At 47.0% G+C, this 21,123-nt stretch carries 19 protein-coding genes; 14 read left to right on the top strand and 5 right to left on the bottom strand.

The features are described from left to right. Position 1 precedes the first annotated feature (1 nt). Both glyS and HHX48_RS08740 read left to right on the top strand, forming a co-directional pair. Complete coding sequence (gene glyS / locus HHX48_RS08745; RefSeq protein ID WP_191024205.1) at positions 2-2,074, top strand: glycine--tRNA ligase subunit beta; 2,073 nt, start codon at positions 2-4, stop codon at positions 2,072-2,074. Between the two features lie 70 nt (positions 2,075-2,144). Next, complete coding sequence (locus HHX48_RS08740) at positions 2,145-2,591, top strand: hypothetical protein (RefSeq protein WP_397541073.1); 447 nt, start codon at positions 2,145-2,147, stop codon at positions 2,589-2,591. A gap of 41 nt (positions 2,592-2,632) precedes the next feature. Here HHX48_RS08740 and HHX48_RS08735 read toward each other — a convergent pair whose 3' ends face one another. The 5 genes from HHX48_RS08735 to dnaA all read right to left on the bottom strand — a co-directional run bounded on the left by HHX48_RS08735 (position 2,633) and on the right by dnaA (position 10,197). Beyond that, positions 2,633-3,667: a hypothetical protein gene (locus tag HHX48_RS08735; protein ID WP_191024201.1), complete on the bottom strand. Its 1,035-nt coding sequence runs from the start codon at positions 3,665-3,667 to the stop codon at positions 2,633-2,635. A 244-nt stretch (positions 3,668-3,911) separates the two neighbouring features. Beyond that, positions 3,912-6,332 carry a DNA topoisomerase (ATP-hydrolyzing) subunit B gene (gene gyrB / locus HHX48_RS08730; RefSeq protein WP_191024199.1) on the bottom strand — a complete coding sequence of 807 codons (2,421 nt, stop codon included), beginning with the start codon at positions 6,330-6,332 and terminating at the stop codon, positions 3,912-3,914. 9 nt (positions 6,333-6,341) lie between these two features. Continuing rightward, positions 6,342-7,430: a DNA replication/repair protein RecF gene (gene recF, locus HHX48_RS08725; protein ID WP_191024198.1), complete on the bottom strand. Its 1,089-nt coding sequence runs from the start codon at positions 7,428-7,430 to the stop codon at positions 6,342-6,344. A gap of 81 nt (positions 7,431-7,511) precedes the next feature. Further along, positions 7,512-8,615, bottom strand: a complete 1,104-nt coding sequence (gene dnaN, locus HHX48_RS08720; RefSeq protein WP_191024196.1) for a DNA polymerase III subunit beta — start codon at positions 8,613-8,615, stop codon at positions 7,512-7,514. A 34-nt stretch (positions 8,616-8,649) separates the two neighbouring features. After that, positions 8,650-10,197, bottom strand: a complete 1,548-nt coding sequence (gene dnaA, locus HHX48_RS08715) for a chromosomal replication initiator protein DnaA (RefSeq protein WP_191024194.1) — start codon at positions 10,195-10,197, stop codon at positions 8,650-8,652. Between the two features lie 628 nt (positions 10,198-10,825). Here dnaA and rpmH point away from each other — a divergent pair. The 12 genes from rpmH to rsmG all read left to right on the top strand — a co-directional run bounded on the left by rpmH (position 10,826) and on the right by rsmG (position 21,119). Next, positions 10,826-10,960: a 50S ribosomal protein L34 gene (gene rpmH, locus HHX48_RS08710; protein WP_014290886.1), complete on the top strand. Its 135-nt coding sequence runs from the start codon at positions 10,826-10,828 to the stop codon at positions 10,958-10,960. Between the two features lie 20 nt (positions 10,961-10,980). Next, a complete protein-coding gene (rnpA, locus tag HHX48_RS08705) occupies positions 10,981-11,337 on the top strand; it encodes a ribonuclease P protein component (protein WP_191024192.1) in 357 nt (118 codons plus the stop codon). After that, positions 11,304-11,573 carry a membrane protein insertion efficiency factor YidD gene (gene yidD / locus HHX48_RS08700; protein WP_191024190.1) on the top strand — a complete coding sequence of 90 codons (270 nt, stop codon included), beginning with the start codon at positions 11,304-11,306 and terminating at the stop codon, positions 11,571-11,573. Before rnpA ends, yidD begins: the two co-directional genes overlap by 34 nt. Before the next feature lie 10 nt (positions 11,574-11,583). Beyond that, positions 11,584-13,245 (top strand): membrane protein insertase YidC, encoded by a 1,662-nt coding sequence (gene yidC, locus HHX48_RS08695; RefSeq protein ID WP_191024188.1) that lies wholly within the window; start codon positions 11,584-11,586, stop codon positions 13,243-13,245. A 54-nt stretch (positions 13,246-13,299) separates the two neighbouring features. Beyond that, on the top strand, positions 13,300-13,782 hold the full coding sequence (locus HHX48_RS08690) for a YajQ family cyclic di-GMP-binding protein (protein ID WP_191024186.1): 483 nt from the start codon (positions 13,300-13,302) through the stop codon (positions 13,780-13,782). Positions 13,783-13,784: 2 nt separating this feature from the next. Next, complete coding sequence (mnmE, locus tag HHX48_RS08685) at positions 13,785-15,179, top strand: tRNA uridine-5-carboxymethylaminomethyl(34) synthesis GTPase MnmE (protein WP_191024184.1); 1,395 nt, start codon at positions 13,785-13,787, stop codon at positions 15,177-15,179. 134 nt (positions 15,180-15,313) lie between these two features. Next, the gene (gene mioC, locus HHX48_RS08680; RefSeq protein WP_191024182.1) at positions 15,314-15,751 is read left to right on the top strand and encodes an FMN-binding protein MioC; all 438 of its coding nucleotides are present in this window, start codon (positions 15,314-15,316) and stop codon (positions 15,749-15,751) included. A 3-nt stretch (positions 15,752-15,754) separates the two neighbouring features. Beyond that, positions 15,755-16,417, top strand: coding sequence for a DnaT-like ssDNA-binding domain-containing protein (locus HHX48_RS08675; protein WP_191024180.1), 663 nt, complete (start codon positions 15,755-15,757; stop codon positions 16,415-16,417). 2 nt (positions 16,418-16,419) lie between these two features. Continuing rightward, positions 16,420-17,244 carry an ATP-binding protein gene (locus HHX48_RS08670; protein WP_191024178.1) on the top strand — a complete coding sequence of 275 codons (825 nt, stop codon included), beginning with the start codon at positions 16,420-16,422 and terminating at the stop codon, positions 17,242-17,244. Positions 17,245-17,311: 67 nt separating this feature from the next. Continuing rightward, entirely contained in the window at positions 17,312-18,079 is a 768-nt protein-coding gene (locus tag HHX48_RS08665) for a DUF4097 family beta strand repeat-containing protein (RefSeq protein ID WP_191024176.1), read from the top strand. Between the two features lie 497 nt (positions 18,080-18,576). Continuing rightward, the gene (mnmG, locus tag HHX48_RS08660) at positions 18,577-20,478 is read left to right on the top strand and encodes a tRNA uridine-5-carboxymethylaminomethyl(34) synthesis enzyme MnmG (RefSeq protein WP_191024174.1); all 1,902 of its coding nucleotides are present in this window, start codon (positions 18,577-18,579) and stop codon (positions 20,476-20,478) included. A 56-nt stretch (positions 20,479-20,534) separates the two neighbouring features. Continuing rightward, a complete protein-coding gene (gene rsmG / locus HHX48_RS08655; protein WP_223858211.1) occupies positions 20,535-21,119 on the top strand; it encodes a 16S rRNA (guanine(527)-N(7))-methyltransferase RsmG in 585 nt (194 codons plus the stop codon). Positions 21,120-21,123: the final 4 nt, after the last annotated feature.

Genomic DNA, 21,123 nt, shown 5'->3' with positions numbered 1-21,123 from the left:
GGTGCGCACTGAGAATTTACTTATAGAACTGGGAACCGAAGAGCTCCCGCCAAAAGCACTAAAGCAACTAGCTGAGAGCTTTGCCGCTAATTTTCGCCTGGCGCTTGAAGGCGCTGAACTGCAGTTTGATTCGGTAAGCTGGTTTGCAGCACCGCGCCGTCTGGCAGTTTATGTCAGTGCACTGGCAGAGTCACAACATGATAAGGTCGTTGAGAAGCGCGGCCCTGCAGTCAGCGCGGCTTTTGATGCCGACGGAAATCCTACCAAAGCGGCGTTAGGCTGGGCTCGGGGCAATGGCATCGACGTCAGCGACGCTGAGCGCATGGTTACCGATAAGGGAGAATGGCTGCTTCATAAAGCTAATACACCTGGCCAGCCGGTAGGCACCCTGCTTGAGAATCTTCTGAATCAGACTATCAGCAAACTGCCGATTCCAAAGCCAATGCGCTGGGGAAATTACTCTACACAATTTATTCGTCCGGTTCACACGCTGACTGTTCTGTATGGCTCTGAAGTGCTTCCGGTGTCCGTGTTGGGACTCACCAGTGACCGCGTCGTTCAGGGTCACCGTTTTCACGGTGAGAAGCGCTTTGATCTGGCCCATGCTGACTCCTACGCACAAGCGCTAAAAGAGCAATATGTTATTGCCGATTTCAACGAGCGCGCAGATGCGATTCGTGACGGTCTTGAGCAAACCGCTCAGCAACTGTCACTGACTCCGGATTACGATACCGCCTTGCTAGAAGAGATCGCGGCGTTAGTAGAATGGCCGGTTGTACTTACTGCATCATTTGATGCGGCGTTTCTTGATGTCCCCAAAGAAGCGTTGATTTATACCATGAAGGATGACCAGAAGTATGTGCCTTTGCTACACGCAGACGGCTCTCTGGCCAATACTTTCCTGTTCGTGACCAATATCGAAAGCCGTGATGAAACGGCCATCATTTCAGGCAACGAGAAGGTGATCCGCCCTCGCCTTGCCGACGCTGAGTTTTTCTTCGAGACAGATAAGAAAACGACACTGGAAAGTCGTTTAGACAGCTTAGCATCCGTCTTATTTCAAAAGCAGCTGGGCACACTGAAAGACAAGTCTGATCGAATTTCTGAGCTTTCCGGTTTTATCGCCGGACAAATTGGCGCAGATGCAAAGCAGGCATCGCGCGCCGGTCTGCTCAGTAAGACAGATTTAATGTCTGAAATGGTCATGGAGTTCCCTGAAGTTCAAGGTGTCATGGGTAAATACTATGCCCTGAACGATGGTGAAGATGCGGCCGTGGCTGAGGCGCTTCACGAACAATATATGCCACGCTTTGCTGGTGATATTCTGCCAGCATCGGATGTCAGCGCCGCAGTGTCGCTTGCCGATAAACTGGACACGCTGGTGGGTATTTTTGGTATCGGTCAGCTGCCTAAAGGTGATAAAGATCCGTTTGCGTTGCGTCGTGCCGCCATCGGGGTACTGCGGATCATCTCAGAAAAAGGCCTCGACCTTGATCTGGAAGAATTAGTCAGTAAAGCCGTGGATGTTTATGGTAGCAAGCTGACAAATGCTGAAACGCAAACTCAGGTTGTTGATTTTGTACTGGGACGTTTTGTTTCTTTGTTCCAGGAACAGGGTATTTCCATGGACGTCATACAGGCAGTGTCTGCACGCCGTCCCACCCGACCTGCTGATTATGCCGCCCGGGTTTCAGCGGTAGCTGAATTTAAGCAACGCGAAGAAGCTGAGGCACTCGCAGCCGCTAATAAGCGTGTGGCTAATATTCTGACTAAGCAAGGTGTCAGCGGCGAACTCCCTGTTGATGAGTCATTGCTGCATGACGAGGCGGAAAAAGCTCTGTACAGCTCGCTACGCGCCGTAAGTGATGAAGTCGAGCAATCTGCTCGCTCACAGGAATACAGCGCTGTATTGTCTACTCTGGCCACATTAAGAAATGACATTGATGACTTTTTTGATAATGTTATGGTGATGGCAGATGATGAGGGTGTTCGTCAAAATCGACTGGCTATTTTGCTAATGTTGCGCAGTATGTTTCTTAAAACAGCTGATATCTCTCTGTTAGCAAAATCCTGATAGCAATAAACGCTGTAATAAGTATTAACTATGCCCAGCAGTTCGTTGGGCATTTTTTTATAAGGTGAGTGTGTTGAAAAAAGCGCTTGTAGTATTCGCCGTCGCATTACTGAGTGGCTGTTCAAGTAACAGCATCGTGAATAGTTTGCCCGGCACGAATATGTCATCCGACATTTCTTTTGATGAAATGTACTTACGAGGGGTTTTTAATTGGTGGGAGGCAACGCCAGCCTATCAACTTAAGGAAGGTCGTGCTGACTGGTATGTCGATGTTGAGCTTATTGCAGATGGCCAGCCTTACGATTTTAAATTGGCCGATAAAGTCTGGACAGCGTCGCAAACCTGCGGTGGAAAATATAAAGGCCAGCCGGCAATAACAAATAAAACAACTTATCTGGTATGTGGAAGCGACGCGGAAAATATTCAGTTTGTTCCCTCATCCACAGGTACCTATCGGTTTTCATTTGCGCGCGCCAGCGGTGACGAGATTAGGCTGGAGATTACGCCGGTTTCCTGAGCTCTTCCCTGCCATAGCTGCCCGGTTTTCTCGTCTTTTAATTACTGAACACTCGCAGAGTCTGACTGTGTTAATTTTGAAATATACTCACTAACACAGTCCGATTTCCTGGAGAAGTCATATACCGACACTTTGCTCAGGCTCTCGCTTTCGCCAATTTGAGAGGCAAAGTTCGCATATAGAATAGCAACTGATATATCGAATTCTCTTTGTGCTATTTTTGGTATATGAGAGTTACCAACAGGCTCAAGATGTATTTGAAGTCTCTCTGCGTTGATATAATCGATGAGATGATTTTTCCTGTCGGTGATGTTTGCGCTACTTATCTCATCAAGCGCTTCATCAGGGTTAAAATCGCGGTTCAGGTTTTTTGGTTGGGTGCCAATGACATAGGCGCGTAGTGCGGATGCATCGAGCCTTTCTATTCCATAACTGACATAAGCCAGACTATTCAACAGGTGTGATTTCACCGCGTCACTAACAGTGCCCTCTTTGGCAAATTCATATTTCGCCAGATACAGCTCTTTCATCACTAAATGACTAAGCGCCAGTGATGTATTGCCGAGAACCATCAGTCGGTGCGCTGACCGGTCTTTAGCCTTTTTCGGCGCATCTTTGCGTTGGAGCAATGTCAGCAGCGCAAATTCATCATCGTTTTGTGCATGTCTGATTACTTTATCAAGTTGCATACCCACATATGGAGCAATTAAATTGCTATTCTTGGACTCAAATGCCGAGCGGTAATCCGGTATGAGGATGTTTCCTCTGCTAGCGTCCCACTCAAGCGCAGCCTTCCGATGAGTAATGCGTTGCTGCTCTGTAAGGTTACGCTCCGCCTTGCACCATTGCTTGCTGTTCACAGTGTCATTAAGAGACACTGTATTATTATTTTGTTCCGCAAGGTTCAGCGGGTTTATTGTGATGACCGTATCATTTGCAGCAGTTGCCGCCTGCACTTTTGTGGCCGCCCTACTTAGCCTTTCAGGAGCATCTTTTGGTTCGGCCAGAAAGAAATGGCCAGTCAGCAGCGCCGCTACGATAGTTGTTAATATCTGAACCGCTTTCTTATTTGTCACATCCGTGTCCTTAGATTAGCTGAACTATATTCCTTTAGCAGATGTAGTGGCTTGAATCACCACGTACATGGTTGAGTATACATTGGCTATATGCAGGATAACGTATTGCGTTATTATTTAATAACGAACACCTTGTAACGTTAATCAGAGTAATAAAAGCAATTGAAAGGACCCCCTCCTTTCACGAGCAAAAAAAACCACGCAGTAGAAGCGTGGCTTTTTGGCTTAATTAATTATTAAGTGACTACACGTCTAGGTTTTCAACCTTCAGGGCATTGGCCTCAATAAATTCACGGCGAGGTTCAACCTGATCGCCCATCAAAGTTGTAAACAGCTGATCGCAACCGATTGCATCTTCAATGGTCACCTGCAGCATCCGGCGGCTTTCCGGATCCATCGTCGTTTCCCACAACTGATCCGGGTTCATCTCACCCAGTCCTTTATAGCGCTGAATGTACTGACCTTTTTTCGCTTCGTTCATTAGCCATTCTATAGCTGATTTAAACGAGTCGATGGGCTGTTTGCGTTCGCCACGTTGGATGTATGCTGTATCACCCATCATGCCGTTGATAGACTCGTTCAGGGCTTTGATGCGACCGTACTCGCTGGACTCGATAAAGTCATGACCAATCTTATACTCGTAATCAATACCGTGCATTCGCATGATTATCGCGATATAAAATTCGCTTAACTCTTCGTCACGTCTGATTTCATAGCGATACGTTGCACCATCGTTCTCTTTATCATTCATACTTTGAATGAATTTATCTGCAACGCTGTTGAGCGTAGACTCGTTTTTCAGGTCTTCCAGATTCAAAGTCGGCGAGTAAATCAGACGGTAAAGAATGGCCGGAGGCATCAGGCGATACAGTCGCTCAATCATTTTCTCGACGCCCTGATACTGCTTCACCAGCGCTTCAAGTCCCGCACCACTGATTCCTGGCGCATCTTCGCTGGTATGCAGCGACGTACCGGTTAATGCGATGTTGGTCAAATAGCTTACCAATGCATCGTCGTCCTTAAGGTACTGCTCCTGCTTACCCTTTTTCACCTTATAAAGTGGAGGCTGAGCAATGTAAACGTACCCACGCTCAATAATCTCTGGCATTTGACGGTAGAAGAATGTCAGTAGCAGTGTACGGATATGTGAGCCATCAACATCCGCATCGGTCATGATGATAATGCTGTGATAACGCAATTTGTCCGGATTGTACTCATCTCTTCCGATACCGCATCCTAACGCTGTGATAAGCGTTGCGACTTCCTGAGACGACAGCATTTTATCAAACCGCGCCTTTTCAACGTTCAGGATTTTACCTTTCAATGGAAGAATTGCCTGATTTTTACGGTTGCGCCCCTGCTTAGCAGAACCACCCGCCGAGTCACCCTCCACGATATATAGTTCGCTTAGCGCAGGATCTTTTTCCTGGCAGTCGGCCAACTTGCCCGGCAAACCAGCCAGGTCCAGTGCGCCTTTACGGCGGGTCATGTCGCGCGCTTTACGCGCTGCTTCACGCGCTCGCGCAGCGTCAAGAATCTTACCAGCGATGATTTTACTTTCGGTGGGGTTTTCTAACAGGAAGTCGGCCAGCTTTTCATTCATCGATGACTCTACCGCAGGACGCACTTCTGAAGACACTAACTTATCTTTTGTCTGAGAAGAGAACTTAGGATCCGGAACCTTCACAGAGACGACTGCCGTTAACCCTTCACGGGCGTCATCACCTGTCGCATTCATTTTGGCTTTTTTGTTCAGCCCTTCCTGCTCCATGTAGTTGTTCAGCGTACGAGTGAGCGCGCCGCGAAATCCTGCCAAGTGGGTACCGCCGTCGCGCTGAGGAATATTGTTAGTAAAACAGAATATGTTTTCCTGAAAACTATCATTCCACTGCATGGCAACTTCAACAGAAATGCCATCGTCGCGCTCTGTAGAAAAGTGAAACACTTTGTCGTGCATTGGTGTCTTTTTCTGATTCAGATATTCAACGAACGCCCGAATACCACCCTCATATTTGAAGTGGTCCTCTTTTCCGTCACGCTCATCAGTCAGCCGGATAGAGACACCGGAGTTAAGGAACGATAGTTCCCGAAGTCGTTTAGCCAGAATATCGTAGTGAAATTCCAGATTAGTGAACGTCTGATCACTGGGCCAGAAACGTACTGCTGTTCCTGACTTATCCGTTTCGCCCTTTGCTTCTAGCGGCGCTTGCGGCACACCATGCTGATATTCTTGTTCGTAGGTTTTTCCACCACGTCTTATACGTAGCTTTAATTTACTGGAAAGTGCGTTAACTACCGAGACACCAACACCGTGAAGACCACCGGATACTTTGTAGGAGTTATCATCAAATTTACCGCCAGCATGAAGAACGGTCATAATGACTTCGGCGGCAGATACGCCCTCTTCCGGGTGTAATTCTGTAGGAATTCCGCGCCCGTCATCTGATACTGATACTGAGCCATCAACATGAATTTGAACATTGATTTCTGAACAGTGTCCTGCCAGGGCCTCATCGATGGAGTTATCAACCACCTCAAAAACCATGTGGTGTAAGCCGGTGCCGTCATCAGTGTCACCGATATACATTCCGGGACGTTTTCTCACAGCATCAAGTCCTTTTAGCACTTTGATGCTGGATGAATCGTAATTGTTCTGCTCTGACATAATTAGCTTCTACTCCTCTTTCACGTGACCATGTTCCACGTGAAACATCTTTTTATCATTGTATTTATCTACAAATTCAAGTTGCTGCTTTTCTATCGCGGTCACAAATATCTGCGTATCCATAGTTAGCAGCCCATCAATAAATCGCTCTCGCTTATCGAGGTCCAGTTCAGCACCCACATCATCCAGTAAGAAAATGCTTTTACGCGATGTCTGTTCGGAAAAAAGTGCGGTTTGTGACAGTTGCAACGCAGCAACAGCCATCCTCAATTGTCCGCGGGATAGAATTTCCTGAGCGTTTATTCCATTAACTTTAAATCTTACATCCGCTTTATGGGGACCAACGGAGGTATGACCGACCTTGCTGTCATAATCTAATTTTTTATCCAGAGACTCAGATAATGAAGCCTCTTTTTCCCACCCCTTATAATACGAGATTTCTAAGGAAAACTCAGGTAAAAAATCACTACAAATGCGATTAAATATCGGTTTTAACGCGCTTATATAGCCCTCTCGCATTAAATTTAGCTTATCCCCAGTAGCTACTAAGTGTTGCTGCCAATATGCGTGCTCTGGCGCGTTGAGATTTGAATTCTGTTTTAGCAGTGCATTGCGTTGCTTAAGCAATTTTGTATAGGTTTGAAAGAGTGAATTAAAGGAATGTTCCACGTGAAACAATCCCCAATCACAAAACCTGCGACGTTCAGAAGGAGACCCCAGGATCAAATCTGTACTTTGAGGCGTAAACAACTGAACGGGCAGCAAACTCACCAAATCAGACAACCGATGAGAATGTTCACCATTCACTGAACATCTAAAATTATCTTCGCGGCTACGTTCTAATCCAAGTTTAAAGATATTCCCCTGCTCATCCTCGCCGGACGCAAAGACATTAAATGACGAGGCCTCATGCTGTATAACGGAATGATGTTTCTTGGTTCTGAACGAACGGCCGAACCCGAGATAATATATCGCTTCCAAGAGAGAGGATTTGCCACTCCCGTTTTTACCAGTAACAACGGTAAGCTGATGCGAGGGAGAAATATGAGCAGCATCAATATTGCGAAACTGTGTGAGCTGCAAATTGCTCAGCTTCATAAATAGATAAACTCTGTAAATAGAAGGAAGTGGCGGGGAGACGAGCAAACCAACATTTCATTGGTCTGCTCAACATCATAACTATAGACGCATCGGCATGATGACATACAGTGCAGCATCGTCCTCCGAATCTTCAATGAGCGCACTTGAATTAGAATCAGACAATGTAATTTTAACTTTATCTCTTGGAAGCGCGTTAAGCACATCGATGAGATAAGCAACATTAAAACCGATTTCCAGGTCATCGCCTTGATAATCTACATCGACGATCTCTTCAGCTTCTTCCTGCTCTGGATTGTTCGCCGTGATTTTCAGCTCACCACTTGAAAGATTCAGGCGTACGCCACGAAATTTTTCATTAGATAAAATCGCGGCGCGAGAGAATGCTTCTTTAAGCGTGCTTTTCTCCGCGATGATAGTTTTGTCCCCATCTCGGGGTAACACGCGTCGATAATCAGGAAAACGCCCATCGACTAACTTACTGGTAAAGATAAATGCGCTGGCATGCAGACGAATATGATTTGCACCAATTTGCACTTTGATTAGACTTTCATCGTCGCCGATAAGACGGGAAATTTCCATAACGCCTTTGCGAGGAATAATGACCTGACGCGCTGATAACGAAGCATTATCATAAGACTGACGACAAAGCGCTAACCGGTGACCGTCGGTGGCAACCGTTCTTACCAGATTTTCTTCGGTTTCCAGTGACATACCATTGAGGTAATAGCGTACATCCTGCTGTGCCATAGAAAAGCTCGTGCTATCAATCAAACGCTTTATATCTAAGCACGATAAATCCAGCTCGACCTCTGATTCCCAATCTTCAAGATTCGGATAGTCGTTAGCCGATAAGGTAGACAGGGTGTATCGCCCTCTTCCGGCTCGAATCAAAGCTTTGTTTTCATCAACCGAAAAATGAATTTGTGTACCGTCACTCAGCCCTCGAATAATATCGAAAAGCTTTTTTGCTGGCACAGTGATTTCACCTTCGGTGTAGTCACCTTCCAGTGCAGCACTGGAGACCAGCTCTACTTCCAGGTCTGTGCCGGTTAACCACACTGCTCCATCCCTTACTTTAATAAGTACATTGGAAAGAATGGGAAGCGTATGACGGCGCTCTACTGCTCCAGATACCATTTGTAATGGCTGTAGAAAGTTTTCTCGGCTGATAGTAAATTTCATCGATTTATTCTTCTCGCGTCGTGATGCTGTCCGGTTAAGAAGACAATGTCCGTATTAGATTTTTATAGTCTTCCTTTATATCATGACTTTCTTCTCTAAGCTGCTCTATTTTTCGACAGGCATGAAGAACGGTTGTATGGTCTCGTCCGCCAAAAGCATTACCCAATTCAGGTAAGCTGTGGTTCGTTAACTCTTTGGCCAATGCCATCGCAACCTGACGAGGACGAGCAACACTTCGGCTTCTGCGCTTTGATAAAATATCAGACACTTTTATCTTGTAATAGTCAGCGACTGTTTTTTGAATATTATCTACCGTAACCAGTTTTTCCTGCAGGGCCAATAGGTCCCTTAGCGCTTCACGGACAAAATCAATGGTAATAGGTCTGCCAGTAAAATTCGCATTTGCGATAACGCGATTTAAGGCTCCTTCCAACTCACGAACATTTGAGCGTAAACGTTTAGCTATGAAAAACGCCACTTCGTTGGGCAGGTGAATACGATTCTCTGCTGCTTTACGCATTAAAATGGCAACCCGTGTTTCAAGCTCAGGGGGTTCGATAGCAATTGTCAGGCCCCAGCCGAAGCGGGACTTCAATCTGTCTTCTACCCCGTCAATTTCTTTTGGGTAGCGGTCAGACGTCAGGATGATCTGCTGATTGCCCTCAAGCAATGCGTTGAAAGTGTGGAAAAATTCTTCCTGAGAGCGCTCTTTATTCGCAAAAAACTGAATATCATCAATCAGCAACGCATCAACTGAGCGGTAAAACTTCTTAAAATCTTCGATGGCATTATTCTGCAACGCCTTGACCATGTCCTGCACAAACCGCTCTGAATGCATATATACAATTTTGGCGTTTTCACGGTTTGCAACAATGCCATTTCCCACTGCGTGAAGCAGGTGCGTTTTACCTAAGCCAGTGCCACCATAAATAAACAGTGGGTTATAAGACCCCCCGGGATTATTTGCAACCTGAGTCGCTGCAGCGCGTGCCAACTGGTTAGATTTACCCTCAACAAAATTATCAAACTGATAATTAGGATTAATATTACTTTTATGCTTCATTCCCTCTGGTATAGGAATGACATTAGGTGAACGCGATGGCGCCGGACGTGACGTCGTCTGCGAGGCAGGTGTCTCATCGTGCGGTGGAACATCCTGTCTTACCGATCGTGCTTCATAATTTCCAGATGGACTCTGTTGCGCATACGTATGCGGATTGGATGAGTAAGCAGGCTGCGGTGGTGCTACAGACTCGCGGAATTCAGCAGGCTGGCTTTGCGATGCCGGTTGTGACGGCGCTCTCTCAACGCTGTCAGCGCGTTGTGTTTGCGGCGGCCGCACATCTCTGGAAACGACTTCAAGACGCAACTGCGGCGCTTCAGGCCCACAAAATTCAGCAAAGAGTTCGGTGATTTTATCGCGGTATTTATCTCGTACCCAATCGAGCACGAACCGGTTCGGCGCATAAAGTGTTACAGCTTCTACCTCTTCATGGGCGCTAAGTGGCCTTATCCACATGCTGAATTGCTGCGTCGGCAATTCCTGACGCAAACGGTCAAGACAATGATTCCATAAGGACATGTATAAATAGCTCCGATAGTCGCTACGACACCAACAATGCTATATATGTCACAGAAAAAAGCCCGGGGAAGACGTGCAGGCGAGAATCGACATAATCATTAGATGATGAGCAGGAAAATTTATTATTTGATCTTATCGCTGTGGATTATCTGATCTTACTAACAGAAAGTAAACGATCATCAGTAAGGATCTTTTTGATCAAAAGCTCAAGCCACTGAAAAGTAATATCTATTTTATTTATCTATACGAATGGCGATCTCAATAAAACAAACCCCTGTACAGGCGATCAGCAGCGATCAAAGCGTCAATATCACAATGTTTTACCCGTGTTTATAACAGGCAACTGTGGATAAAACTCAGTGAAAAATTGTTTTATTCACAGAAATTAGAGGCTGAAATGCACCGCTGAGCAGGTTTTGAAAAAAACTGAACAAAAAATAGCTAAAACTAAGTGGGCATTCGTGCATTATGCATTGACAGGAGGCCGCGAGATCTCTAGAATTCGGCATCCTTTTGGGTAGGCAGTGTTCGTTACCTAACAGCATCAATAGAAAGTTGGTCTTTAAACTTTTGAGAATGCGTTATTTCAATACCGCCTGTGTTTAACTAGATAAGTGAGACTTTGGTCATGAAAAGAACATTTCAACCGAGCAACTTAAAGCGCAAGCGTTCACACGGTTTTCGTGCTCGTATGGCGACTAAAAATGGTCGTAAAGTACTAGCAGCTCGCCGTGCTAAAGGTCGCGCTCGCCTTTCTGCTTAATTAAAGTAGTAATCTCCAAAGTGGGTGAAAATCAATTTTCCAGGGAGTTACGCCTGTTAACTCCCTCCCACTTTACCTATGTGTTTAACGACGCTACACCAGCTGTATCTCCTGCCTTTACACTTTTAGCACGCCATAATGAGTTAGGCCATCCGCGCCTGGGTATCACGTTGGCTAAAAAACGTATTCGTAAAGCCCATGACCGAAACCGGTTAAAAAGACTTATTCGCGAAAGTTTTCGTCATCGTGCTGGCACGCTTCCGGACATTGATATTGTCATTGTGGGAAAGTCAGGCGCTGATAAGCTGACAAATGATGAAGTGTTTGCCATGTTAGACAAGCAATGGAAAAAATTAGTAAAGCGCTGCGCAAAGTAAGTATTTTGCTTCCCCTGCTACTGATAAAGTTTTATCAGTGGTGTATCTCACCGATGTTGGGACAACGCTGTCGATTTCATCCTACTTGTTCGTTTTATGCCATAGAAGCATTAAAAACGCATGGTTTAGTAATTGGTGGTTGGTTATCGATTAAACGCATTATAAAATGCCACCCTTTGCATCCGGGTGGATACGATCCAGTACCCAGTAAACACGATACTAAACACTCAAAATAAAGAGACCTATATGGAATCGCAACGTAGTTTTCTGTTAATTGGCTTGGCTTTGGTCAGTTTTCTGCTGTGGCAACAATGGCAGGAAGAGTATGGTCCAAAGCCCGTGGAGCCAGTTCAGTCTGAACAATCCTCGCAAATGCAGGATGATGGTGTGCCTTCGGCGCAAAATGCACAACTTGACGATATGCCTTCAAGTGATGCCGATGTACCTGGCGCCGTAGCGCAGGATAATACCAATAACGAACGTGTTATACGGGTACGTACCGACGCTCTGGATGTAAAAATCGATCTGCGCGGTGGTGATGTCATCTCCGCAGACCTTCCGGATTTTCCGGTAAAACAGGGCTCAGACGAACCCTATAGTTTGCTGCGCGCTTCTAACGGTCTTTATATCGCACAAAGTGGCCTGGTCGGTCGCAATGGTCCGGATAGCAGCCGTGATGGCCGCCCCCGCTATTCTGCGCCACAGTCTGACTATGTGATGGAAGCTGACACGCTCGAAATTCCGTTAACATGGCAAAGCAAAGACGGTGTAACCATCACCAAAACCTTTGTTTTTACCCAGGATTCGCATACTGTTGATATTAACTACACCATCAACAACCAATCAGATAATGCGGTTAGTCTGCAACAATTTGCGCAGCTTAAACAAACTACGCAAGCCCCTGAAGGTGGCAACATGTTTATGCCTACCTATCGCGGCGCGGCTTACGGCTCTGAAGAAGATCGCTACGAAAAATACGACTTTGATGATATTGAAGATGAAAATCTGAATCTAACCAGCAAAGGCGGTTGGGTCGGCATGCTGGAACACTATTTTGTGTCAGCCTGGGTTCCTCAGCAAGACGATAATATTGCGCTCTATTCAAAGCTCTCTGCTAACCAATATGCCATTATTGGTTTTAAAGGCCAGCCTGTATCGGTCAATGCCGGTGATAGTGCTACCATCAGTGCAAAGCTTTATATGGGCCCTAAAGATCAGGAAACACTGCTGGATTTGGCGAAAGGGCTGGATCTGACCGTCGACTACGGCTTTTTATGGTGGATATCACAGCCGTTATTCGGCCTGCTTAACCTGCTACACAGCCTGGTCGGGAACTGGGGTGTCGCCATCATTCTGATTACTGTCATTGTTAAGGGGATTATGTACCCGCTGACGAAGAAACAGTATGAATCCATGGCTCGCCTGCGTAATCTGGCGCCTAAAATGCAGCAGTTAAAAGACCGTTATGGTGAAGACAGACAGAAAATGTCTCAGGCCATGATGGAGCTGTATAAGAAAGAAAAGGTCAATCCAATGGGTGGCTGTCTGCCGCTGTTATTGCAAATGCCTATCTTCCTTGCGCTGTACTGGGTACTACTGGAAAGTGTTGAGTTGCGTCATGCTGACTTCTTCCTGTGGATCACTGATTTGTCAGTTAAAGACCCGTACTTCGTACTGCCTATTCTTACTGGTGCCAGCATGTGGCTACTGCAAAAACTGCAACCCACTACGGTCACAGACCCTATGCAGCAGAAGATTATGCAGTTTATGCCGGTGGCAATGAGTGTGTTCTTCCTCTGGTTCCCGGCCGGTCTGGTACTGTACTGGTTTATCAGTAACGTAATCACACTTATCCAGGCCAAGCTAATTTACGCTTCAATGGAAAAAAGAGGCATCAAAACCCGTTAAATATTCTATCAGCCCGCCTTATGCGGGCTGATTTGTCATTAAGGAGATTTTACTGTGCCATCATTTGATGTTGTTTCAGAAATCAATATGGAAGAGGTGCGTAATGCCACCGAAAATGCCAATCGGGAACTATCTACCCGTTTTGATTTTCGTGGTGTTGAGGCCAGCTTCGAATACAAAGATGAAACCGTTCTGATGGTCGCTCAGGCCGAGTTTCAGCTCCAGCAGATGGAGTCGATGTTTCGTGGGTCCTGTGCCAAACGTAATATCGATACCTCGGCGATGGATGTTAAGCCCATGGACCAGCATGGCAAAACCTGCCGTCAGACCATTGCCTTTAAACAGGGCATAGAGCAGCCAGTGGCAAAGAAAATTGTCAAGGTCATCAAAGATTCTAAAATTAAAGTACAGGCGGCCATTCAGGGAGACCAGTTGCGTGTCACAGGTAAAAAACGTGATGATCTGCAGCAGGCGATGGCATTGATAAAAGCCGAAGATTTCGGGCAACCTTTTCAGTTTAATAATTTTCGCGATTAATTATGCAATCAGCACACAGTCCATCCAATACTGAAACTATCGTTGCCCAGGCCACAGCGGCCGGCCGTGGCGGTGTGGGCATTGTCCGCGTTTCTGGCCCAAAAGCAGAAGATGTGGCTAAACTGATGGTGCCTACAGCCCTTACGCCACGCACAGCCACTTACACCACATTTAACGATGAAAAGGGTGAGGTTATTGATCAGGGTATTGCAATCCTGTTTCGCGGGCCAAACTCATTTACCGGTGAAGATGTGCTGGAGTTGCAGGGCCATGGTGGTCAGGTTGTGATGGATATGCTGATAGACGCAGTGCTTAAAGTAGAGGGCACCCGACTGGCGCGTCCCGGCGAGTTCAGTGAACAGGCATTTATGAATGATAAGCTGGACTTAGCCCAGGCTGAGGCAATTGCCGATTTGATTGATGCCAGTTCCAAACAAGCTGCCCGTGGAGCACTGCGCTCGTTGCAGGGCGAATTTTCTGCCGCGATTACACAACTGTCAGATCAGATTATTCATCTGCGTATGTACGTCGAGGCCGCGATAGACTTTCCCGATGAAGAAATCGACTTTCTGTCAGATGGCAAAGTCGCCGGTGATCTATCAGCCATTATTGCTTCACTGGCCAGGGTAAAAGCGGACGCCCGTCAGGGTTCATTGCTTCGTGAAGGCATGCAGGTGGTTATTGCAGGTCGCCCCAATGCCGGTAAGTCCAGTTTGCTTAATTCACTGGCTGGTCGCGACAGCGCGATTGTCACCGATGTTGCCGGCACAACCCGGGATATTCTTAAAGAGCATATTCATATTGATGGTATGCCGGTGCACATTATCGACACTGCCGGTTTAAGAGAAAGTACCGATAAGGTTGAGCAAATTGGAATAGACCGGGCATGGCAAGCTATTGAGCAGGCTGATCGGGTGCTTTTTGTTGTTGATAGCACCCGTACCGCTGTGATTGATCCCTACGAAATCTGGCCGGATTTTATGGCGCGGCTGCCAGCGGGTATTCCTACCACAGTGGTTCGCAATAAAGCTGACTTATCCGACGAACAGATTGCGACCAAAACTGTCAAAACGGCGCATGGCGATATCACCGTGATCGGCTTATCCGCGCAAACCGGCGAAGGCATCACACTGCTGCGTGAACATCTGGCCCAGACGATGGGGCTGGACACCACCACAGAAGGGCAGTTTATCGCGCGTCGTCGTCACCTGGATGCCTTGAATAAGGCACAGCAGCATGTTGATAATGGTCAGTACCAGTTAGAAGAGAACATGGCCGGTGAGCTTCTGGCCGAAGAGCTTCGTCTTGCCCATCAGGCCTTAACTGAGATAACCGGTGAATTCACATCAGATGACCTTCTGGGCCGGATATTTTCATCATTTTGTATCGGCAAGTAGCCTGCTCGCCGCGCGTCGTTTTACCAGTGATTCGCTTTTGCAGGAACCAGGGGTCGTGATATTTTATAATCTGAGCAATCGTGAATAAACGCTCGCTATCAGCCCCTTTCTAATTTATATGAGTAAATTCGTGTATGTCTAAACACCTTTCAATTATCGTTGGCTCCATGCTGGGTGCGGCGGAATATGTCGCAGATGCACTTGATGAAGTCGCCAAACGCGCCGGGTACACGACCAGCATCCATCTTGAGCCGAATTTGAACGATATTTCAGTCGATAGCACCTGGCTGGTCTGCACTTCAACTCATGGTGCCGGCGATCTTCCTGATAACATCCAGCCGTTTGCCAAACAGTTGAAAGAGACCGAGCTTGATCAGGTGAAAACTTATATTATCGGTCTGGGTGACAGCAGCTATGACACCTATTGCTACGGCGCAATAGAAATGGAAAAAATTCTTTTGCAATCCGGTGCATCGCTAATCCATCCACCACTGCACATTGATGTTCTCAACCACCCTATTCCTGAGGATAAGGCGGTAGAATGGTTTGAAGACGTTCTGGCGGACCAGTAATTCATGTTCACACAGGCAGAGTATCATGCACTTTGCAACGGGCTGAGTAATGATGCCCGCGTGCTGTATTGTCTGGGTGTAAGGCCGACCGCTAATCTGGCGACAACTACCAGTGATCCTCTTAATTACAAGTTCTTACTAGCATTGCTAAATGCTGATCAGCACGACGATAAACCTTTTACCCGGGGCAGACAGATAAACAGTTTATTGCGTCAGCTTGAGCAGGCCGGGCTCATTGCCCTGCCCCAGCATTTAAGTTTTGACCAGACCCTGAATGGCCAGACCGTGGTGTTACCCCTGTGTAACGAAGCACAGGACGACTTCGCGCATCTTCATCGACAGCACCAGCCTATGAAACCGTCGTGGCAACCCGATAAGGCGCTGTTTGAGCAAATGGCAAGTTTGTTAGGACTGATTGATAAGTCCTTTGATGCTGATGATGTCGGTGAGTTTATTGCCTATTGGCTGGGCCGCCCGTCCGCTGTGTTCAGTCATTTTCAGTGGACGCAAAAGTTTGCTTATGCGATGCGCTACAAGCGACTGGCTGCTGGTGGTACACCAAAAAGTCGCGTCGGTAATCAACAGGTGCCGGTTGCAGCGGGCATTGAAGCAGACGATAATGCCCGTAAATTGGTTGAAAAATATCACGCCCACAAGAAGTCCTGAATATGGAATCGATAAAAGATCGTATTAACAATCTCGCCCGCGCTATGGGTAAGCCCAATGTGCAGGAAAATGAGTATGTGGATTACAAAACACTGCGTAAGCAGTATGAACAGCAGGCCAATGATGAGATCAGACAGCTTCAGATGCGATCGAAAAAAGATCGGATTGCTGCTATCCACGGTCGCTCTGATCTGAATCCTAACTGGACATTCGCAAACCTGGTGGAAGATAGTGATGATGTGATCGAGGCCGTCAGCATTGCCCAGTCGTTTATTGCTGCGCATGATGATCCCTCATGGCGTGAGTCAGGTTCACACATGATGTTGTTTTACGGTGATTACGGCCGTGGTAAATCACACATTGCCGGCGCAATGGCCCATCAGCTTATTGAACAATATGAGATAAGCGTGCTCTACCGACAATTATCAACGCTCCTGGAAATGCGCTATTTTTCTTACGATTACAGCGCCAAAGATAATATCGGACAAAAATTTCGTGAGGCTCACCAGGAACTGCTGGATGTTGATTTGCTGATTCTCGATGAAGTGTGTGTCAACGAGACCGTTTTGAAAAAAAATACACAAAGCTGGTTGGGCAATCTGCTTCGACAACGACTGGTTAATAAGAAAAACTGCATTCTAATCACTAATCACAATCTGGCTGAGCTGGAGCACGCTATCGGACGTTATTGCTTTGAAAGTATCCGTGAATATGACACTTACCGGGTCCGGTTTTCAGGCCCAAGCCGACGTAAAGGCTTAGCTGCCGAAGAAGCTGAGCCATCAAGTGCTTCGACGGCGCGCTATCAACCTAATCAGGTACGATAAATTTTTTAAACCTTTTCGTTTGTTTTTGCGACATAGTGTTTATCCCCCCAAAAACCGGAAAAACACTATGTTAAAACGCTTATCTTTCTGTACTGCTCTGGGACTTTCTTTACTTAGCACACAGGTCCTGGCTGAAAAAATCACAAAATCTTTCACCGTTTCACCAGACGGCACCCTCACCTTGCGCACTGACGCAGGTGCAATTGAAATAACCACGCATTCAGCAAATACCATTGACGTTGATGTCGATATTGACCAGCGAAACGACGGTGATTTTACCGTTGAGTTCGAACAGGACGATGATGGTGTAACCATTGACGGCGAGCGCGAAGGACAGTGGTATGGTGGCTCTCTGCGGGTACGTTATGCCATTACCTTACCCGAGCAGTACAACATTGATGTGGATACAGCGGGTGGCGCAATATCGGTTGAGGCGCTTACCGGTGACGTTGAAGCCCGTACCTCTGGCGGACGCATCACGATTAGTGACGTAACAGGCGACATCGATATCAAAACCTCAGGTGGTGCGTTAGATATCACCAATGTAAAAGGCAATATTGATGGCCACACCTCGGGAGGCGGGATTGATCTTAAGCTGACAGAGCAACCTGAAGAGGATGTGAGTCTGCATACTTCTGGCGGATCAATTAACGCAATGTTTCCCGAAACCGTAAAAATTGATCTTGAAGCAAATACCAGCGGAGGTCGGGTCAAGAGTGAATGGCCGGTCCAGGGCTCAGTGTCTAAGCGAGAAATAGAAGGAAAAATTAACGGCGGCGGTCCGCAGGTCGATCTGAAAACATCAGGCGGTTCGATCCATGTGGAAAAGATCTAAGGAAATAGCGTGATCACTCTGTAGCCCGTTAATAGCGGGCTTTTTTTGATCATTATCCCGATCTATTCGACAACTTATCCCCACCTCGATCACAATTTGATCACGGCTGTGGATATGATCCCCCAGACCTCTGTGTATAAGCTTTGATCACAGTAGGAATAAAAATTTCAAAGATTGGCTATGTGGATAACTAGGGGGTTTATACACAAGATCAGACCCCGGTTATGATCGATCCCATACAACACTTATTCATCGCGTAAGATCCTGTGATCTAAAGAGAATGATCGCTTATCAACAGATCAGGGCGATCCTAATAATAGTAAAAATAAATAAGATCTTAAAAGATCATATAATATATAAGCCTCGTCCTTTCTGACTTTACACGTATTCGTGTGGAAAATTTAACCGTTTTCATTAGGCGTTAAGTCAGCTAAAATACGCGCCCTTTTTCTGAAAGGCCAAGATCATTCGAATCTTCTGCATCTGTGAGGTTTATCATGTTTTATCAGCAAGAATTTGACGTCATTGTGGTAGGTGGCGGTCACGCAGGCACTGAAGCTGCAATGGCCTCAGCCCGCATGGGAGCCAATACGCTATTGCTGACTCACAATATTGAAACCATCGGACAAATGTCCTGTAACCCTGCGATCGGTGGTATCGGCAAGGGGCACCTGGTTAAAGAGATCGATGCATTAGGCGGTGCCATGGGCCTTGCCACTGATCAGGCTGGTATTCAGTTCAGAACCTTAAATTCCAGCAAAGGCCCGGCTGTACGCGCAACGCGGGCGCAGGCCGATCGCACCCTGTATCGTCAGGCGATCAGAAAAATGGTTGAAGCGCAGCCTAACCTGACATTATTTCAGCAAAGCTGTGATGATCTGATTGTTGAAAATGATCAGGTAACCGGTGTGGTTACCCAGATGGGTCTTAAGTTTCGGGCCAAGTCTGTCGTGTTGACGGTAGGCACGTTCCTGGGCGGCACCATCCACATTGGCCTTGAGAACTATCGTGGCGGAAGAGCGGGCGATCCCCCTTCTGTGGCACTGGCTGAACGACTTCGTGCGTTACCATTTAGAGTCGATCGGTTAAAAACCGGTACGCCAGCCCGTCTTGATGCACGCAGTCTGGATTTTTCCAAAATGCAGGCGCAGCCCGGCGATGATCCGGTGCCAGTGGTTTCGTTTATGGGCAGCCGGGATATGCATCCTCAACAGATCCCTTGCTATATCACGCATACAAACGAGCGTACGCATGAGATTATCCGGGGCGGCCTGGACCGTTCACCGATGTTCACCGGTGTTATCGAGGGCGTAGGTCCGCGTTACTGCCCCAGTATTGAAGACAAGATCACCCGCTTTGCAGACAAAACGTCTCATCAGATCTTCGTTGAGCCTGAGGGGCTTAACAGCATGGAAGTGTATCCTAACGGTATCTCTACCAGTTTACCCTTCGATGTCCAGATGGCGCTGGTTCGATCAATTAACGGGTTTGAAAATGCCCACATTGTCAGACCGGGCTACGCCATTGAATATGACTTTTTTGATCCGCGCGATTTGAAACAAACGCTGGAAACAAAATATATCAGGGGTCTGTTTTTTGCCGGCCAGATCAATGGGACGACCGGTTACGAAGAGGCTGGTGCACAAGGCCTGGTAGCCGGTGCCAATGCTGCATTGCAGGTGCAGCAGAAAGATCCGATGGTCCTGCGTCGCGATCAGGCGTACATGGGTGTATTGATCGATGATCTTGCGACGATGGGCACCAAAGAGCCCTACCGTATGTTTACAAGCCGTGCGGAATACCGGTTGTTGCTGCGTGAAGATAATGCGGATATGCGTCTGACTGCACTGGGACGGGAAATTGGCTTAGTCGATGATGCACGCTGGGCATCGTTCAATCGGAAAATGGAAGCGGTGGAGACAGAACAACAGCGTCTACGTGGCCAGTGGATCCACCCAGAGCACAGCGCAGCCGCATCGCTTAATGAAATTCTGAAAAATCCGGTGAGTCGCGAGCACTCGCTGGAAGAGCTGATCCGTCGTCCTGAGATGACTTACCGTAAGCTTATGGAAATTGAAGCATTCGGTCCGGGCATTGACGATCCGATTGCCGCTGAGCAAGTGGAAATACAGATCAAGTATGCCGGATACATTGCCCGTCAGATGGATGAAATAGCCAAAGCACAGCGTCACGAAAATACGTTGTTGCCAGATGACTTCGATTACAGCAAAATCTCCGGCCTTTCTAATGAGGTTGTGGCCAAGCTGACCGAAGCACGGCCCGAAACCATTGGTAAAGCCTCCAGAATTTCGGGGATTACCCCTGCGGCAATTTCGTTATTGCTGGTTTACCTGAAAAAACATGGGTTATTACGTAAGCAGGAGCGTATCAGCGCGTGAGCAGTCAAGTAGATACAGGCAAATTGGCAGACATACTGTCAGCTGGCATTCAGTCCATGGGGATGATGGTCACGCAACAGCAGCAGCAAAAACTGATTGCGTACGTGGCATTGATGCACAAATGGAATAAAGCCTACAACCTGACATCAGTTCGCGATCCTGAGCAAATGGTGATCAAGCATCTGCTTGACTCACTCAGTGTGATGCCGCATATCTCTGCGCGCAATGTTATTGATGTGGGTACCGGCCCGGGATTACCCGGCATGCCACTGGCTATTGTTTTGCCTGAAACCCGTTTTACCCTGCTTGACAGTTTGGGTAAACGGGTACGGTTTATGAAACAGTGCGTGCACGAGCTGAAACTTGATAATGTTGAATGCATTCACGATCGGGTAGAAGCGCACACAGAGAAAGCGCCTTATGATATTGTATTAAGCCGCGCGTTTGCCTCATTAAAAGATATGTTGCACTGGTGCGAACATCTGGTAGATTCAAATGGCAAATACCTTGCGCTGAAAGGTCAGTTCCCACAAAGCGAGATTGATGAAGTAAGTAATCACTTTTGTGTTGAGTCTGTACTGACACTAGAAGTGCCGGATCTTGTCGGCGAGCGCCATTTGGTGACAATTCATAAAGCATAACAGG

The sequence above is a fragment of the Salinimonas profundi genome, from assembly GCF_014750655.1.
In the GTDB taxonomy this organism is placed as follows: Bacteria; Pseudomonadota; Gammaproteobacteria; order Enterobacterales; family Alteromonadaceae; genus Alteromonas; species Alteromonas profundi_A.
The sequence above is the reverse complement of the archived record's forward strand: the minus strand, read 5'-3'. Positions and strand labels throughout refer to the sequence as shown.

Excerpts from the sequence above, each read along its gene's own strand:
- yidD (WP_191024190.1), top strand. The coding sequence starts at position 11,304 with ATGGAAAAAATTAGTAAAGCGCTGCGCAAAGTAAGTATTTTGCTTCCC.
- dnaA (WP_191024194.1), bottom strand. The coding sequence starts at position 10,197 with ATGTCCTTATGGAATCATTGTCTTGACCGTTTGCGTCAGGAATTGCCG.
- dnaN (WP_191024196.1), bottom strand. The coding sequence starts at position 8,615 with ATGAAATTTACTATCAGCCGAGAAAACTTTCTACAGCCATTACAAATG.
- recF (WP_191024198.1), bottom strand. The coding sequence starts at position 7,430 with ATGAAGCTGAGCAATTTGCAGCTCACACAGTTTCGCAATATTGATGCT.
- HHX48_RS08675 (WP_191024180.1), top strand. The coding sequence starts at position 15,755 with ATGTTCACACAGGCAGAGTATCATGCACTTTGCAACGGGCTGAGTAAT.
- yidC (WP_191024188.1), top strand. The coding sequence starts at position 11,584 with ATGGAATCGCAACGTAGTTTTCTGTTAATTGGCTTGGCTTTGGTCAGT.
- HHX48_RS08665 (WP_191024176.1), top strand. The coding sequence starts at position 17,312 with ATGTTAAAACGCTTATCTTTCTGTACTGCTCTGGGACTTTCTTTACTT.
- mnmG (WP_191024174.1), top strand. The coding sequence starts at position 18,577 with ATGTTTTATCAGCAAGAATTTGACGTCATTGTGGTAGGTGGCGGTCAC.
- rsmG (WP_223858211.1), top strand. The coding sequence starts at position 20,535 with ATGGGGATGATGGTCACGCAACAGCAGCAGCAAAAACTGATTGCGTAC.
- mnmE (WP_191024184.1), top strand. The coding sequence starts at position 13,785 with ATGCAATCAGCACACAGTCCATCCAATACTGAAACTATCGTTGCCCAG.
- mioC (WP_191024182.1), top strand. The coding sequence starts at position 15,314 with ATGTCTAAACACCTTTCAATTATCGTTGGCTCCATGCTGGGTGCGGCG.
- rpmH (WP_014290886.1), top strand. The coding sequence starts at position 10,826 with ATGAAAAGAACATTTCAACCGAGCAACTTAAAGCGCAAGCGTTCACAC.
- HHX48_RS08670 (WP_191024178.1), top strand. The coding sequence starts at position 16,420 with ATGGAATCGATAAAAGATCGTATTAACAATCTCGCCCGCGCTATGGGT.
- gyrB (WP_191024199.1), bottom strand. The coding sequence starts at position 6,332 with ATGTCAGAGCAGAACAATTACGATTCATCCAGCATCAAAGTGCTAAAA.